The organism is Streptomyces sp. NPDC043427, from assembly GCF_056436655.1.
In genome coordinates, this window is the sequence record NZ_JBWKCC010000001.1 from 406,769 (window position 1) to 421,777 (window position 15,009).

Here is a 15,009-nt window from a genome sequence, read left to right on the forward strand (position 1 = left end):
TGTCCCCTCCCCTCCCCCCTCCCCCCCCCTCCCCCCCCCCCCCCCCCCCTCCCCCCCCCCCCCCCCCCCCCCCCCCCCCCCCCCCCCCCCCCCCCCCCCGCTACGCCCCCGACCCACCCGCCGTGGGTTGGCGCGAGCCACACCGTCCGGCATCATGACCCCCATGACGATCACTCACATGACGATCACAGCACCCCACCGAAAGGCCGATGCCGCGTAACCGGCCCGGCAAGCTGCGCACGACGCAGCCGCCCGAACACCGCCCGCGCGGATGGAACACCCCCACCCCCGCCCGCATCCACGGCCTCTCCACCCGCACCAGCCTCGCCATCCACAGCTACGAGGCACTCGACCGCGACTACGACGTCTTCCCCGGCGTGACCGACCGCGCCCTACGCCGCTACCGGGCCTTCCTGACCCCACCGGGACACCGCCCCCGCTACCCGTACCTGGACGACTGCGGCTGCCGAGGCTGCTCCCTCGCGGACGTCCGGCACTGCCGCGACGTGCTCGACATGGTCCTCCACAGCCTGCCACCCCGCGCCCGTGCAGAGCTGGGCCGCCTCATCGCCTCCCTCGACGCCGTCTACCTCGCCCGCACGCTCCCGGACCCCTTCGCCGACACCCGCCGCGTATGGCGCCCCGAGGTCTGGTGGTACCGGCGCCTGGAGGGCTGCCGGTACGCCCAGACCGGAACGACGTAGACGCAGTGCTCACTCCCCCCGGGCGGCCAGCTCGGCCAGCACCTTGTGCAACGGCTCGGTCGCCCGCTTCCGGTACTCCTGAATCGCCCACCCATTCCCGTCGGGGTCCTTGAAGTACATGAACGTGGCCCCGTCCTGCGGAGCGAACTGCTGCGGCTCGCTGACCTCCAGCCCGCGCGCCGTCAGCTCGTCGTACGCCGCCTTCGCATCCGTCACGCACAGCTGCAGCCCGTGGTACGTCCCGGGCTGCGGCGTGCCCGTGGGCACCTGAAGACCGTCGACGAGCGCGATCGAACACCCCGACCCCGGCGGAGTCAGCTGCACGATCCGCACCCCTTCCATCACCTCACCGTCGAGATCGACATGAAAGCCGACCTTGTCGCGGTAGAACTCCTTGGCCCGGTCCACATCGGACACCGGCAGCAGGACGACTTCGAGACTCATGTCCATGGCGTGACTCCTCTCGGCAGGGGCGTACGCATGCCTGTCCACAGAACCTGAAACCCGAACGGCGCGCCAGCCCAGCGGCCCGGGTTACGCTCAAGCGCGTACGACCTTGATCGACGGCCACGCAGAACCTCGGATCCGACGGGAGGCCGGGCATGATGGCGCCTGGGCGCAGAAGCAGCACCTTCTCCAGGCTGCTGCGGCACGGTTTCACCGACCCGTCGGCCGCCGAGCGACTCCTGGAGAGCGGAGAACTCGCACCGGTCCGCAACGACCCGTTCCTCCTGGAGGCCCTGGGCGGCACCGCCGACCCCGACCTGGCGCTGCACGGTCTCGTACGCCTCCTGGAGGCGCAGTCCGACCCCACCGCCCACCGCGAACTGCTGGACACGCTGATAGCGGCCAAGCCGCTGCGCGACCGTCTGCTCGGTGTGCTGGGCGCCTCGGCCGCCCTCGCCGACCACCTGGCCCGCCACCCGCGGGACTGGCACGCCCTGGTCATGTACGAGCCCCGCGACCTGCACCCCGGGGTGGAGGAGTTCGAGCGGGGTCTGGCCGAGGCCTCCGACCCGGTGTCCCTGCGCGTCGCCTACCGCCGCTGCCTGCTGTCGATCGCGGCACGCGACGTGTGCGGCACCACCGATGTGGCCGAAACCGCCGCCGAACTCGCCGACCTCGCGACCGCGACGCTACGGGCCGCGCTCGGCCTCGCCCAGGCCGCCGCACCCGAGGACGCGGCGCTGTGCCGACTCGCGGTGATCGCGATGGGCAAGTGCGGCGGCCACGAGCTGAACTACGTCTCGGACGTCGACGTGATCTTCGTAGGAGAAGCGGTCGACGGCGCCGACGAAGGAAAGGCACTCCGCGCCGCCACCAAACTCGCCTCGCACATGATGCGGATCTGCTCGGAGACGACCGTCGAGGGCTCGATCTGGCCGGTCGACGCCAACCTGCGCCCCGAGGGCCGCAACGGCCCCCTCGTCCGCACGCTCAGCAGCCACCTCGCCTACTACCAGCGCTGGGCCAAGACCTGGGAGTTCCAGGCGCTCCTCAAGGCACGCCCGGTGGCCGGCGACCTCCACCTCGGGGAGGAGTACGTCGCCGCGGTGGAGCCACTGGTGTGGCAGGCCGCCGAGCGGGAGAACTTCGTCGCCGACGTGCAGAAGATGCGGCGCCGCGTGGTCGAGAACATCCCCGCCGCAGAGGTCGAGCGCGAGCTGAAGCTGGGCCCGGGAGGCCTGCGGGACGTCGAGTTCGCCGTACAGCTCCTCCAGCTGGTGCACGGCCGCACCGACGCGTCCCTGCGCAGCGGCACGACGCTGGACGCGCTCCAGGCACTGGCGGCGGGCGGCTACGTAGGCCGCGAGGACGCCGGCCGGCTCGACGAGGCGTACCGCTTCCTGCGTTCCATGGAGCACCGCATCCAGCTGTACCGGCTGCGCCGCACCCACCTCGTCCCCGAGGGCGAGGGCGACCTGCGCCGCATCGGCCGCTCGCTGGACCTGCGCACGGATCCGGTCAACGAGCTGACCCGCGAGTGGAAGCGGCACGCCGGTGTCGTACGACGCCTGCACGAGAAGCTCTTCTACCGTCCGCTGCTCGACGCGGTAGCGCAACTCGGCCCCGGCGAGGCCAGGTTGAGCCCGGAAGCGGCACGCGAACGGCTGGTCGCGCTCGGATACGCGGACCCGGCGGCGGCGCTGCGGCACCTGGAGGCCCTGGCCTCCGGGGTCTCCCGCAAGGCCGCGATCCAACGCACCCTCCTCCCCGTCCTCCTCGGCTGGTTCGCGGACTCCGCCGACCCGGACGCGGGCCTGCTCAACTTCCGCAAGGTGTCGGACGCGCTGGGCAAAACACCGTGGTACCTCCGCCTGCTGCGCGACGAGGGCGCGGCTGCCGAGAACCTGGCCCGGGTACTGTCGGCGGGCCGTCTGGCACCCGACCTGCTGATGCGCGCGCCGGAGGCCGTGGCGCTGCTCGGGAACGGCAACGGCGGCGGGCTCGAGCCCCGGGGCCTCGCCCACCTGGACCAGGAGATCCTCGCGGCGGTGCGCCGCGCGGAGGGCGCCGCCCAGGCGGTCACGGCCGCACGCGGTGTCCGCCGCCGCGAGCTGTTCCGTACGGCCGCCGCGGACATCGTCGGCTCCTACGGCACGGAGGCCCAGCCCGCCGAGGCCGACCAGGGCGCCCTCGTGGACCTGGTGGGCGGCGCGGTGTCGGACCTGACGGCGGCGACGCTCGCCGGAACGTTGCGCGCGGTGGTGCGGGAGGGCTGGGGCGACGAGCTGCCCACCCGTTTCGCGATCATCGGCATGGGCCGCTTCGGGGGGCACGAGCTCGGCTACGGTTCGGACGCGGACGTCATCTTCGTGCACGAGCCACGTGACGGCGTCGAGGACCGCGAGGCCGCCGACGCCGCGAACAAGGTCGTCTCCGAGATGCGCCGCCTCCTCCAGATGCCCAGCGCGGATCCCCCCCTCCTGATCGACGCGGACCTGCGCCCCGAGGGCAAGTCCGGCCCCCTGGTACGAACCCTGAAGTCCTACGAGGCCTACTACCGCCGCTGGTCCCTCGTATGGGAGTCCCAAGCGCTGCTCCGGGCGGAGTTCGTGGCCGGCGACGAGGAATTGGGCCGGCGTTTCATCGACCTGATCGCCCCCCTGCGCTACCCGGTCCGGGGCCTCGAGGAGGAGTCCGTTCGCGAGATCCGCCGCCTGAAGGCCCGCATGGAATCAGAACGCCTCCCCCGCGGCACTGACCCCAAACTCCACACCAAGCTGGGCCCGGGCGGCCTGTCCGACGTGGAATGGACCGTCCAACTCCTCCAACTCCAGCATGCCTGGCACCTCCCGGGCCTACGCACCACCCGCACCCGCGAGGCCCTGTCCGCGGCCCACGAGGCCGGCCTCATCACCGACGAGGACGCGGCGACCCTCGACGAGGCCTGGGTCCTGGCCACCCGGGTACGCAACGCGGTGATGCTGGTCCGCGGCCGGGCCGGCGACACCTTCCCCTCGGAGAGCCGAGAACTGGCAGCCGTCGGCCGCTATCTGGGCTACGGCCCCGGACACGTGGGAGAACTCCTGGACGCGTACCGGCGCACGGGCCGCCGGGCCCGGGGCGTCGTGGATTCGCTGTTCTACGGAGGGTAGGTGATCAGCTCAGGTCACAGGGCCCCGGCTCGCCTCAGTTCGCCGAGGCGGTCGTCGACGTCGATGACCTCGTCGCGGGAGAGGGTCGGGGCGATCCACTGACGGGCGGTGCCGTGGGCGATGAACTCCTCGGGAAGCCCGATCCCGTAGTGCTCCACGTAGTCGGCCGCGTCGAGCCGCCAGAAGAAGCGGCCGTCGCTCATGATGGCGGTGCCGCCGGAGCGGGAGAACTTGTTGCCCAGAATGTCCTCCGAGAATCCCATCAGGGCGATGATCGGAGTGCCGGAGCGAAGATATTCGGCGATCTTTTCCCGCTCCCCCTCGGGAATCTCGCCCACTCGCCGACGAAGTTCGTCGGCGTTTTCCGCGAAGGCGGACTGGCTCGCGATCCTGCCGAATATTCCGAGGGGAGCGATGTTCGTCATGCGAGGTTTTCCAGACAGTAGGCGCGACCCCCGTTGCGGGGAGACGAAGGAGCCGTCTCCCCGCAACGGGCGCCGTGGTGTTCCTGGCCCGCAGGGAGCCGTCGGCGTCGCGCACGAGGGTGGTGTCGATGGGGGCCCAGCGGCCGTCGTCCTCCTGGGCGCGGACCGGGGCCGCGTTCATCTCCTGGGTGAAGGTGCCGTCCGGGTTGGCGAACAGCTGCGCGGACTCGGTGGTCTTCGCCTTCACCTCCACGCGCTCACCGCTCTTCGCAGCGAGGGCACTGGCCTCCGACTCCGGAGTGTGATCGGCCTTCGCCGAGGTCCCTCCCTCGTCGGCGAACGCCGGGGTCGCCGCGACGGCGGTGGCCGGAACCGCACCCCCCCAGGAGAGCGACGGCTATCGCGCCGCTCCCGATCGCCCGGCGCCAATCGCGCCGACGTCTGTGCGTCAACACACCCCACCCGTTTCTTTAGATTTTCCTTACAAGCTGTGGTGATCATGTGTCGGTCGAACGTGCCGGTCAATAGTGACGCGCGCCACATGGGGGGGCGTTGGCGCGGGCATCCGCATGGACAACATCTCGGCCAGAGACGCCAATCGGACGCACGCCATCACGGCTGTCCACCATGGCCACTTGGCCAAGAACCGTTGCCAGAGCGCTTTCGCGCATCAGTCGATCTCGGGCTCGGCTGCGGACTCCGCCAAGAGAAGGCAGATCACAACGCCTCGCACCGCCGGGTCCACGCCCGCGGCGGGCATGCCTTCGCCCGCATGAAGAGTTGAAAGTTTCTCCGCGACTGCCGCCGCGGAGAGCTCAGACGACTCCGGGGCCGGCGGTCAACTGCCACCAGCCCCGGAGTGCATACGAGAACGAAACCGCCCTGACCCGCGCTTAGGGATCCTTGGACTATGCCCGTCCGGGTCGCGCGGCCTGGCACCGCACCTCGCCGCGTTGCCGAAAAGCCCAGGTAGCTCCTCCCCCACTCTCGGCTGCGCTCGAGCGGGGCGCCCCCATCCAGGGCTCTCCGGCGCCTTGCGATGCACGGCACCAGACCACGCGACCTGATCGGACGCTCATAGTGCAAGGACCCCTTACAGCACCGGCAGGTTCTTCCGCAGCTCGAACGCCGTGACCTCGCTGCGGTACTCCTCCCACTCCTGCCGCTTGTTGCGGAGGAAGAAGTCGAAGACGTGCTCGCCCAGTGTCTCGGCGACGAGGTCGCTGCGTTCCATCAGGGTGAGCGCCTCGCCGAGGTTCTGCGGGAGCGGCTCGATGCCCATGGCGCGGCGTTCGGCGTCGGAGAGGGCCCAGACGTCGTCCTCGGCGCCGGGGGGGAGTTCGTAGCCCTCCTCGATGCCCTTCAGGCCGGCCGCCAGCAGCACCGCGTACGCCAGGTACGGGTTCGCGCCCGAGTCCAGCGAGCGGACCTCGACGCGTGCCGAGCCGGTCTTGCCGGGCTTGTACATGGGGACGCGCACCAGGGCGGAGCGGTTGTTGTGGCCCCAGCAGATGTAGGAGGGGGCCTCGCCGCCGGCGCCCGCGGTGCGTTCGGCGCCGCCCCAGATGCGCTTGTAGGAGTTGACCCACTGGTTGGTGACCGCGGCGATCTCCGCGGCGTGCTTCAGCAGGCCCGCGATGAAGGAGCGGCCGACCTTGGAGAGCTGGTACTCCGAGCCCGACTCGTAGAACGCGTTGCGGTCGCCCTCGAAGAGCGAGAGGTGGGTGTGCATGCCGCTGCCCGGGTGCTCCGAGAACGGCTTAGGCATGAAGGTCGCCTGGACGCCCTGCTCCAGCGCGACCTGCTTCATGACCAGGCGGAAGGTCATGATGTTGTCGGCCGTGGACAGCGCGTCCGCGTAGCGCAGGTCGATCTCCTGCTGGCCCGGCGCGCCCTCGTGGTGGGAGAACTCGACCGAGATGCCCATCGACTCCAGCATGGTGATCGCCTGGCGGCGGAAGTCCATGCCGATGTTCTGCGGGGTGTGATCGAAGTAACCCGAGTTGTCGGCCGGGGTCGGGCGCGAGCCGTCCAGCGGCCGGTCCTTCAGCAGGAAGAACTCGATCTCGGGGTGGGTGTAGAAGGTGAAGCCCAGGTCGGAGGTGCGGGCCAGGGCGCGCTTCAGCACGTACCGGGGGTCGGCGAAGGACGGGGAGCCGTCCGGCATGAGGATGTCGCAGAACATGCGGGCGGTGCCGGGGGCCTCCGCGCGCCAGGGCAGGACCTGGAACGTCGACGGGTCGGGCTTGGCGATCATGTCGGACTCGTAGACACGGGCGAAGCCCTCGATCGCCGAGCCGTCGAAGCCGATGCCCTCGTCGAAGGCCTGCTCCAGCTCGGCCGGGGCCACGGCGACCGACTTGAGGAAGCCCAGCACGTCCGTGAACCACAGGCGTACGAACCGGATGTCACGCTCCTCCAACGTCCGGAGCACGAACTCCTGCTGCTTGTCCATCTTCCGCTTCCCCATCCTTGCTGGTCAGGCCGCCTGTCTCCGGAACCGCGGGAGGCGGTCGGGCACCCGAGCATCCCACCACAACAGCATTTCATGCGCGTTGCGGACCTTGATCGTCGCGGCGACTCCGGGCCGAACGCCTTCCGTACGGCAGGTGTACAGCTCTGAGGCCCATAGTGCCTGCTGAGACCGACATCCGGTATGGCCGCCCACCCCCCGTCTCTTAATTTGCATCTCAGATGCAAGAATTGTGTCGCCAACCGGCACCAGCCGACCGGTCACAAGCCGACCGGCAGCAGCACCCGCATGCCCCAAGGAGGCCTCATGCTGTCCGAGCAGTCCGCCGCGACCGTGCGCGCCACGCTCCCCGCCGTCTCTGCGGCCATCGGTGAGATCACCGAACGCTTCTACGCCGGACTGTTCGCCGCGCACCCCGCACTGCTCCGCGACCTGTTCAACCGCGGCAACCAGGCCGCCGGCACCCAGCGCCAGGCACTGGCCGGCTCCATCGCCGCGTTCGCCACCCACCTGGTCGCACAGCCCGACCAGCGGCCCGACGCGATGCTGGGCCGCATCGCCCACAAGCACGCCTCCCTGGGCGTCACGCCCGAGCAGTACGACGTCGTCCACGAGCACCTCTTCGCCGCCATCGCCGGCGTCCTCGGCGAGGCCGTCACCCCCGAGGTCGCGGCCGCCTGGGACGAGGTCTACTGGCTGATGGCCAACGCGCTGATCGCCATCGAGAAGCGCCTGTACGAGGAGGCCGGCGAGCCGGGCTGGCGGGACTGGGAGGTCGTCGAGCGGGTCGCGGAGACCGCCGACGTCGTCACCTTCCGGCTGCGCCCCGTCGACGGCGGCCCGGTGACCGGCTTTTGCGCGGGACAGTACGTCTCCGTCGGCGTCCAGCTCCCGGACGGCGCCCGCCAGATCCGGCAGTACAGCCTCTCCGGGGCGCCGGACGACACGGTGCGGCAGATCAGCGTCAAGCGCGTGCACGGCGGTACGACGCCGGAGGGCGAGGTCTCGAACCACCTCCACGCGTGCGTGCGCGAGGGCAGCGTGCTCCAGCTGTCGGCCCCGTACGGCGACCTCGTCCTCGACGACGCCTCCGACGCCCCGCTGCTGCTGGCCTCGGCCGGCATCGGCGTGACCCCGATGGTCGCGATGCTCGCGCACCTCGCGGAGAGCGGCCACAGCACCCCGGTCACCGTCGTGCACGGCGACCGCTCCCCCGCCGATCACGCCCTGCGCGCCGACCACGAGGCGTACGCGGCGAAGCTGCCGGACGCGGCCGTGCACTTCTGGTACGAGCAGGAGGCGCCCCAGGGCACCCGCACCGGCCTCGTCGACCTCACGGACGTGCCCGTCGCGCCGGGCACGCGCGCGTACCTGTGCGGCCCGCTGCCGTTCATGCGCGCGGTGCGGGCCCAGCTGCTGGAGCAGGGGGTCGCCCCGTCCGACATCCACTACGAGGTGTTCGGGCCGGACCTCTGGATCGCGCGGTAGGTCATCGCCGAACAGTGAGGAAGCCGTTACGGCATCCGCGCGATCTCCAGCAGCAGCGGCCCCGTCGGCTCCGCCGAGACGTCCGCCACGGTCAACGGGTCCAGCGAGGCGAAGAACGCCTCCTGGGCCCGGCGCAGGGCGCCGCGCAGGCGGCAGGCGGAGTTCAGGGGGCAGGGGGTGGGGCCTTCGCAGTCGACGACGTCGCCGGTGCCCTCGAAGGAGCGCACCACGGCGCCCACCGACGCCGTACGGCCCTGCTCCGTGAGGGAGAGACCGCCACCCCTGCCCCGGCGGGCGTCCAGCAGGCCCATGTGCTGGAGCTCGGCGACGACCTTGGCGAGGTGGGTGTAGGGGACCTGCATGTCGGCCGCCACGTCCCGGGTGGTGGGCGTGGAACCGCCCGCCACGGCGAGCCGCATCAGGACGCGCAGCGCCAGGTCGGTGGATCGCAACAGCCGCATACCGGCAGCCTAGGTAATACGCATCTGAGCTTCAAATATGCGCCTTTCCCTCGCCCGCCCTACAAGGAGCCCGCTCTCCCCCATTACGATCAGCGAACCCGCTCGTCCCTCCTGTCCGTCCCGTCACCCCCCGAAGGACACACCCCATGGGTTCCGCTAAGAAGACCACCAGCGCCGCGCGCAAGGCACGGATAGAGGAGATGCGGCGCGCCGAGCAGGCCCGTGAGCGCCGCAACCGGATCCTCACGATCGGTGCCAGCACGGTGGTGGTCGCCGCTCTCGTCGTCGGTACGGTCGTGCTCGTGCGGTCGCAGTCCGACGACAGCAGCACGGCGAGCGACGGGAAGACGACCTCGGGCAAGTTCACGACCGGCGCGGACGGCGTGAAGACCTGGAAGGGCAAGCTGGGGCGCAACCACGTCACCAGGGACGTGAAGTACCCGGTGGAGCCCCCGGTCGGCGGTGACCACAACCAGGTCTGGATGAACTGCAACGGCGACGTCTACGGCAAGGCCGTGAACAACATGAACGCGGTGCACTCGCTGGAGCACGGCGCGGTCTGGGTGACGTACACCAGCAAGGCCTCGAAGGCGGACGTCGACGCGCTCGCGGCGAAGGTGAAGAAGACGCCGTACACGCTGATGAGCCCGGACGACAAGCAGGCGGCCCCGATCATGCTGACGGCGTGGGGGCACCAGCGCACGGTGACGAGCGCGAAGGACCCGAACGTCGACAAGTTCTTCGAGAAGTTCGTGCAGGGCAAGCAGACCCCTGAGCCCGGTGCCGCCTGCACGAACGGTCTGTCGCAGTGAGGTTCGCCGGGGTCGCCGTGGCCGTGGCGGGTGTGCTCGTCGCGGCCGGGGCGATCACCTACTCCGTCGCCGAGGACGGCGGCTCGGACGCGAAGACGCCGGTCGCCGACTCGGCGGACGCCGGGTTCGCGCGGGACATGGCGGTGCATCACCAGCAGGCCGTCGAGATGTCGTACATCGTGCGTGACCGCACCTCCGACGAGGAGGTGCGACGGCTCGCCTACGACATCGCGCAGACGCAGGCCAACCAGCGCGGCATGCTGCTGGGCTGGCTGGACCTGTGGGGGCTGCCGAAGGTGTCGTCGGACGCGCCGATGACCTGGATGGGCATGGCTGGCATGGCCTCCGGCAAGGACGGCGCGCTGATGCCGGGCATGGCGACCAACACCGAGCTGAAGAAGCTGAACACACTCAAGGGCAGGCAGGCGGAGGTCTTCTACCTCCAGCTCATGACGGACCATCACAAGGGTGGTGTCCACATGGCCCAGGGCTGTGTCGACAAGTGCACGGTCGGGGTGGAGAAGCGGCTCGCGCAGGGCATGGTGGAGGCGCAGCAGTCGGAGATCGGTCTGATGGCGGACATGCTCAAGGAGCGGGGAGCCAAGCCACGCCCCTAGGGCGTAAGCCTCAAATCACCCTGGCTTGAGGTTACTTGGCCTCTTCTTGGTTCTTCTTGGCCTGCGCATTCCCCTGGCATGAACGGTTCATCGCAAGAGTGGCGACCGTCGAGTGATCCACTCGCGTACGAACCGCACAGGGGGTTCCATGAGATCCAACCGCGCCAAGGTGCGCGCCGGAGTGAGCCTGGCAGCGACACTGCCGATGCTCGCGGGCGCGCTGGCGCTAGGCATACCCGCGGCGCACGCCGCGGACGCCCCGGCCCGTGACACGCTGGCCGGGACCAAGCCCGCGTGGGCCACGGCCAAGGCGGACAAGGGATCGACCTCGGACAGCAGCCAGGTCTCCCTCCGCGTCTACCTCGCCGGCCGGGACAAGGCCGGCCTGGCCGCCTACGCCCAGGCTGTCTCCGACCCGACGTCGGCCGCGTACGGCAAGTACCTGAGCGCCCAGCAGGCGCAGGCCCGCTTCGGCGCGACCAAGGCTCAGGTGGCTGCCGTGAAGTCCTGGCTGACGTCGGCCGGCCTCAAGGTCACCGGCGTCTCGCGGCACTACGTCTCCGTCACCGGTGACGTGGCCGCCGCGGAGAAGGCGTTCGGCACGCAGCTGCACAACTTCGCCAAGGGCTCGCACACCTACCGCGCCGCGTCGCGGACGGCCTCCGTCCCGGAGAGCCTGCAGGACGCGGTCCTGACCGTCACCGGCCTGGACAACGCGCCGCACAAGGCGAGCCACGACGACCAACTGCCCGGTCCGACCGCGGCGTTCAAGAACGCGGGGCCGTTCTCCTCGTACTACGGCTCGAACATCGCGACCACGCTGCCGGACGCGTACGGCAAGAAGATCCCGTACGCCGTCAAGGGCTACACGGGCAAGCAGCTGCGGGCCGCGTACGGCGCCGGCACGTACACGGGCAAGGGGGTGCGGGTCGCCATCACCGACGCGTACGCCTCGCCGACCATCGCCTTCGACGCGGGCACCTACGCGAAGAAGAACGGCGACGCGGCCTACACCAGCGGCCAGCTGCGCCAGGTCCTGCCCAAGAACTACACGAAGACGAAGCCCGACGAGTGCGACGCCTCCGGCTGGTACGGCGAGGAGACCCTCGACGTCGAGGCCGTGCACGCGGTCGCGCCCGCCGCGCAGATCACCTACGTCGGCGCCGCCTCCTGCTACGACGACGACCTGCTCGACTCGCTCGGCAAGATCGTCGACGGCCACCTGGCAGACATCGTCTCCAACTCGTGGGGCGACATCGAGGCCAACCAGACGCCGGACCTCGCGGCCGCCTACGACCAGGTCTTCCAGTTCGGCGCGGTCGAGGGCATCGGCTTCTACTTCTCCTCCGGCGACAACGGCGACGAGGTCGCCCACACCGGTACGAAGCAGGTCGACACCCCGGCCAACTCGGCGTGGGTGACGGCGGTCGGCGGCACCTCGCTGGCGGTCGGCAAGGGCGACAAGTACCTCTGGGAGACCGGCTGGGGCACCGAGAAGGCCGCGCTGTCGGCCGACGGCAAGAGCTGGACCGGCTTCCCCGGCGTGTTCACCTCGGGCGCGGGCGGCGGCACCAGCAAGACGGTGGCTGAGCCCGCGTACCAGAAGGGTGTCGTTCCGGGCGCGCTCGCCAAGGCCAACAGCGCCGACGGCAATCGTGTCGTGCCGGACATCGCGGCGATCGCCGACCCGAACACCGGCTTCCTGGTGGGCCAGACGCAGACCTTCCCGGACGGCTCGGAGCAGTACAGCGAGTACCGCATCGGCGGCACCTCGCTGGCCTCCCCGGTCATCGCGGCCGTACAGGCCCTCGCCCAGCAGGCGCGGGGCGGCAAGCCGATCGGGTTCGCCAACCCGTCGATCTACGCCAAGTACGGCTCGAAGGTCTACCACGACGTCACGGACAACCCGACCGGCTCCGGCCTCGCGGTGGCCCGTGTCGACTTCGCCAACAGCGTCGACGCCTCCGGCGGCCTGCTCACCTCGGTGCGCAGCCTCGGCAAGGACAGCTCGCTGAAGGCGGTCAAGGGCTACGACGACGTCACCGGCGTGGGCACGCCCACGAACGGCTACGTGGAGTCGTACCGGAGCCGCTGACACCTGCTCGGCGACCCGGCCACCGGCGCCCGCTCCTCCCGAGGGGGCGGGCGCCTTCCCGTCCCGCCGCACCGCGCCGGCGGGGCGATCAGGACGAGGACGAGGGGTCCGGCTCTCCGTCCTCCTCGCGGTACGTCCTGGTCGACGCGACCCCGCAGCGGCAGCGGGACCGCTCGACCAGCTCCCCGTCCTCCGATACGCCCAGAAACTCGCTGAACGGGACGTGCACGTGCTCACCCATGAGGCGTCGCTTTCCTTGTCCGGATACGCGAGCCCATAGTCACCGCCGACCACTCGTCCTGGCAGTACCGCAGGTCACATTCTCTCGGCGGCGGCCTCCCCGGCGGCGGGGGCACGGCCACGTGGGCTGGGCCACACCCCCATCGCGTCGCTTTGACGATTACTGGTGTCTAGACTGGGCCCCGTGCCTCAACTTCGCCTCGCTCTGAACCAGATCGACTCGCGTGTCGGCGACCTCGCCGGGAACACCGAGTCGATCCTCCGCTGGACCCGGCACTCCGCCGAGCAGGGAGCGCATCTCGTGGCGTTCCCGGAGATGGTGCTGACCGGGTATCCCGTCGAGGACCTGGCCCTGCGCTCCTCGTTCGTCGAGGCCTCCCGCGCGGCCCTGCGCGCCCTCGCCGCCCGGCTCGCCGAGGAGGGCTTCGGCGAGCTCCCGGTGGTCGTCGGCTACCTCGACCGTTCCGACACGGCTCAACCGAAGTTCGGCCAGCCGGCCGGCGCCCCGCGCAACGCGGGCGCGGTGCTGTACCGCGGCGAGGTGGTCCTCGCCTACGCCAAGCACCACCTGCCCAACTACGGTGTCTTCGACGAGTTCCGCTACTTCGTGCCCGGCGACACCATGCCGGTGGTGCGCGTGCACGGCGTGGACGTGGCCCTCGCGATCTGCGAGGACCTCTGGCAGGACGGCGGCCGTGTCCCGGCCGCGCGCTCCGCCGGGGCCGGTCTGCTGCTGTCGATCAACGCCTCCCCCTACGAGCGCGACAAGGACGACACCCGCCTGGAGCTGGTGCGCAAGCGCGCCCAGGAGGCGGGCTGCACCACCGCCTACCTCGCCATGATGGGCGGCCAGGACGAGCTGGTCTTCGACGGCGACTCCATCGTGGTCGACCGGCACGGCGAAGTCGTCGCGCGGGCGCCGCAGTTCGACGAGGGCTGTGTGGTCCTCGACCTGGACCTGCCGGCGGCGTCGGCGAACCCGCCCGAGGGCGTGGTGGACGACGGTCTGCGCATCGACCGGGTGATCCTCTCCGAGGACCCGCTGCCCGCGTACGAGCCGGAGCACACCGGCGGCTACGCGGACCGGCTGGACGACGACGAGGAGGTCTACTCGGCGCTGGTCGTGGGCCTGCGGGCGTACGTCGCCAAGAACGGCTTCAAGTCCGTCCTGATCGGTCTGTCGGGCGGTATCGACTCGGCCCTCGTCGCGGCCATCGCGTGCGACGCGGTGGGCGCGCAGAACGTGTACGGCGTGTCGATGCCGTCGAAGTACTCCTCGGAGCACTCGAAGGGCGACGCGGCGGAGCTGGCGCGCAGGACCGGCCTGAACTTCCGTACGGTCGCGATCGAGCCGATGTTCGACGCGTACATGGGCTCGCTGGGCCTGACGGGACTGGCGGAGGAGAACCTCCAGTCGCGGCTGCGCGGCACGATGCTGATGGCGATCTCCAACCAGGAGGGCCACATCGTGCTGGCGCCGGGCAACAAGTCGGAGCTCGCGGTGGGCTACTCGACGCTGTACGGCGACTCGGTGGGCGCGTACGGCCCCATCAAAGACGTGTACAAGTCGTCCATCTTCCGGCTGGCCCAGTGGCGCAACCGCGCGGCGGCGGAGCGGGGGCAGACCCCGCCGATCCCGGAGAACTCGATCACCAAGCCCCCGAGCGCCGAGCTGCGGCCCGGCCAGGTCGACACGGACTCGCTGCCGGACTATCCCGTCCTCGACGCGATCCTCGACCTGTACGTCGACCGTGACCAGGGCGCCGACGCGATCATCGCGGCCGGCTTCGACCCGGCCCTCGTCGCCAAGACCCTCCGCATGGTCGACACGGCCGAGTACAAGCGCCGCCAGTACCCGCCGGGCACCAAGATCTCGGCGAAGGGCTTCGGCAAGGACCGCAGGCTGCCGATCACGAACGGCTGGCGGGAGTCGGTGTAGCTTCGCCGAGCTCCGAGTCGTGCGGGGCCCCGGGAAAGCGTGAGGGGGGGGGGGGGGGGGGGGGGGGGGTCCCTCCCCCGAAAGAACCCAACGTGGGATGGCTCCCCCCCCCCCCCCATCTTCTGGGTGTGTGTTCCGGCCACCTCTTCCTCCCCC

The 15,009-nt window shown here is 70.6% G+C and carries 13 protein-coding genes; 8 read left to right on the top strand and 5 right to left on the bottom strand.

Annotation, left to right across the window (positions count from 1 at the left end):
* The first annotated feature begins 209 nt into the window (after window positions 1-209).
* Window positions 210-704, top strand: a complete 495-nt coding sequence (locus AC067M_RS01855) for a hypothetical protein (RefSeq protein WP_478694984.1) — start codon at window positions 210-212, stop codon at window positions 702-704.
* 9 nt (window positions 705-713) lie between these two features.
* Here AC067M_RS01855 and AC067M_RS01860 read toward each other — a convergent pair whose 3' ends face one another.
* Window positions 714-1,154 carry a VOC family protein gene (locus AC067M_RS01860; RefSeq protein ID WP_478694985.1) on the bottom strand — a complete coding sequence of 147 codons (441 nt, stop codon included), beginning with the start codon at window positions 1,152-1,154 and terminating at the stop codon, window positions 714-716.
* A 152-nt stretch (window positions 1,155-1,306) separates the two neighbouring features.
* Between AC067M_RS01860 and AC067M_RS01865 the strand changes: the two genes are divergently transcribed.
* A complete protein-coding gene (locus AC067M_RS01865) occupies window positions 1,307-4,303 on the top strand; it encodes a bifunctional [glutamine synthetase] adenylyltransferase/[glutamine synthetase]-adenylyl-L-tyrosine phosphorylase (RefSeq protein WP_478694986.1) in 2,997 nt (998 codons plus the stop codon).
* Between the two features lie 14 nt (window positions 4,304-4,317).
* Here the strand turns inward: AC067M_RS01865 and AC067M_RS01870 are convergent, their stop codons facing one another.
* Window positions 4,318-4,728: a hypothetical protein gene (locus AC067M_RS01870; protein ID WP_478694987.1), complete on the bottom strand. Its 411-nt coding sequence runs from the start codon at window positions 4,726-4,728 to the stop codon at window positions 4,318-4,320.
* 128 nt (window positions 4,729-4,856) lie between these two features.
* On the opposite strand from AC067M_RS01870, the gene AC067M_RS01875 reads away from it, so the two are divergent.
* Entirely contained in the window at window positions 4,857-5,033 is a 177-nt protein-coding gene (locus AC067M_RS01875) for a hypothetical protein (protein WP_478694988.1), read from the top strand.
* A 788-nt stretch (window positions 5,034-5,821) separates the two neighbouring features.
* On the opposite strand, the gene glnA is transcribed toward AC067M_RS01875, so the two are convergent.
* Window positions 5,822-7,183, bottom strand: coding sequence for a type I glutamate--ammonia ligase (gene glnA / locus AC067M_RS01880; protein WP_478694989.1), 1,362 nt, complete (start codon window positions 7,181-7,183; stop codon window positions 5,822-5,824).
* Between the two features lie 324 nt (window positions 7,184-7,507).
* Here glnA and AC067M_RS01885 point away from each other — a divergent pair, with 324 nt between their 5' ends.
* On the top strand, window positions 7,508-8,689 hold the full coding sequence (locus tag AC067M_RS01885) for a globin domain-containing protein (protein WP_478694990.1): 1,182 nt from the start codon (window positions 7,508-7,510) through the stop codon (window positions 8,687-8,689).
* Between the two features lie 26 nt (window positions 8,690-8,715).
* On the opposite strand, the gene AC067M_RS01890 is transcribed toward AC067M_RS01885, so the two are convergent.
* Entirely contained in the window at window positions 8,716-9,150 is a 435-nt protein-coding gene (locus AC067M_RS01890) for an RrF2 family transcriptional regulator (protein ID WP_478694991.1), read from the bottom strand.
* A 146-nt stretch (window positions 9,151-9,296) separates the two neighbouring features.
* Between AC067M_RS01890 and AC067M_RS01895 the strand changes: the two genes are divergently transcribed.
* From AC067M_RS01895 to AC067M_RS01905, 3 genes are all read left to right on the top strand, one after another.
* On the top strand, window positions 9,297-9,962 hold the full coding sequence (locus AC067M_RS01895; protein ID WP_478694992.1) for a DUF3105 domain-containing protein: 666 nt from the start codon (window positions 9,297-9,299) through the stop codon (window positions 9,960-9,962).
* Window positions 9,959-10,579, top strand: a complete 621-nt coding sequence (locus AC067M_RS01900; RefSeq protein WP_478694993.1) for a DUF305 domain-containing protein — start codon at window positions 9,959-9,961, stop codon at window positions 10,577-10,579. The genes AC067M_RS01895 and AC067M_RS01900 overlap by 4 nt, the downstream gene beginning before the upstream one ends.
* 148 nt (window positions 10,580-10,727) lie before the next feature.
* Window positions 10,728-12,674 (top strand): S53 family peptidase, encoded by a 1,947-nt coding sequence (locus AC067M_RS01905; protein ID WP_478694994.1) that lies wholly within the window; start codon window positions 10,728-10,730, stop codon window positions 12,672-12,674.
* Between the two features lie 88 nt (window positions 12,675-12,762).
* On the opposite strand, the gene AC067M_RS01910 is transcribed toward AC067M_RS01905, so the two are convergent.
* Window positions 12,763-12,915 carry a hypothetical protein gene (locus AC067M_RS01910; RefSeq protein ID WP_478694995.1) on the bottom strand — a complete coding sequence of 51 codons (153 nt, stop codon included), beginning with the start codon at window positions 12,913-12,915 and terminating at the stop codon, window positions 12,763-12,765.
* 183 nt (window positions 12,916-13,098) lie between these two features.
* On the opposite strand from AC067M_RS01910, the gene AC067M_RS01915 reads away from it, so the two are divergent.
* A complete protein-coding gene (locus tag AC067M_RS01915) occupies window positions 13,099-14,853 on the top strand; it encodes an NAD+ synthase (RefSeq protein WP_478694996.1) in 1,755 nt (584 codons plus the stop codon).
* The last annotated feature ends 156 nt before the right edge of the window (window positions 14,854-15,009 follow it).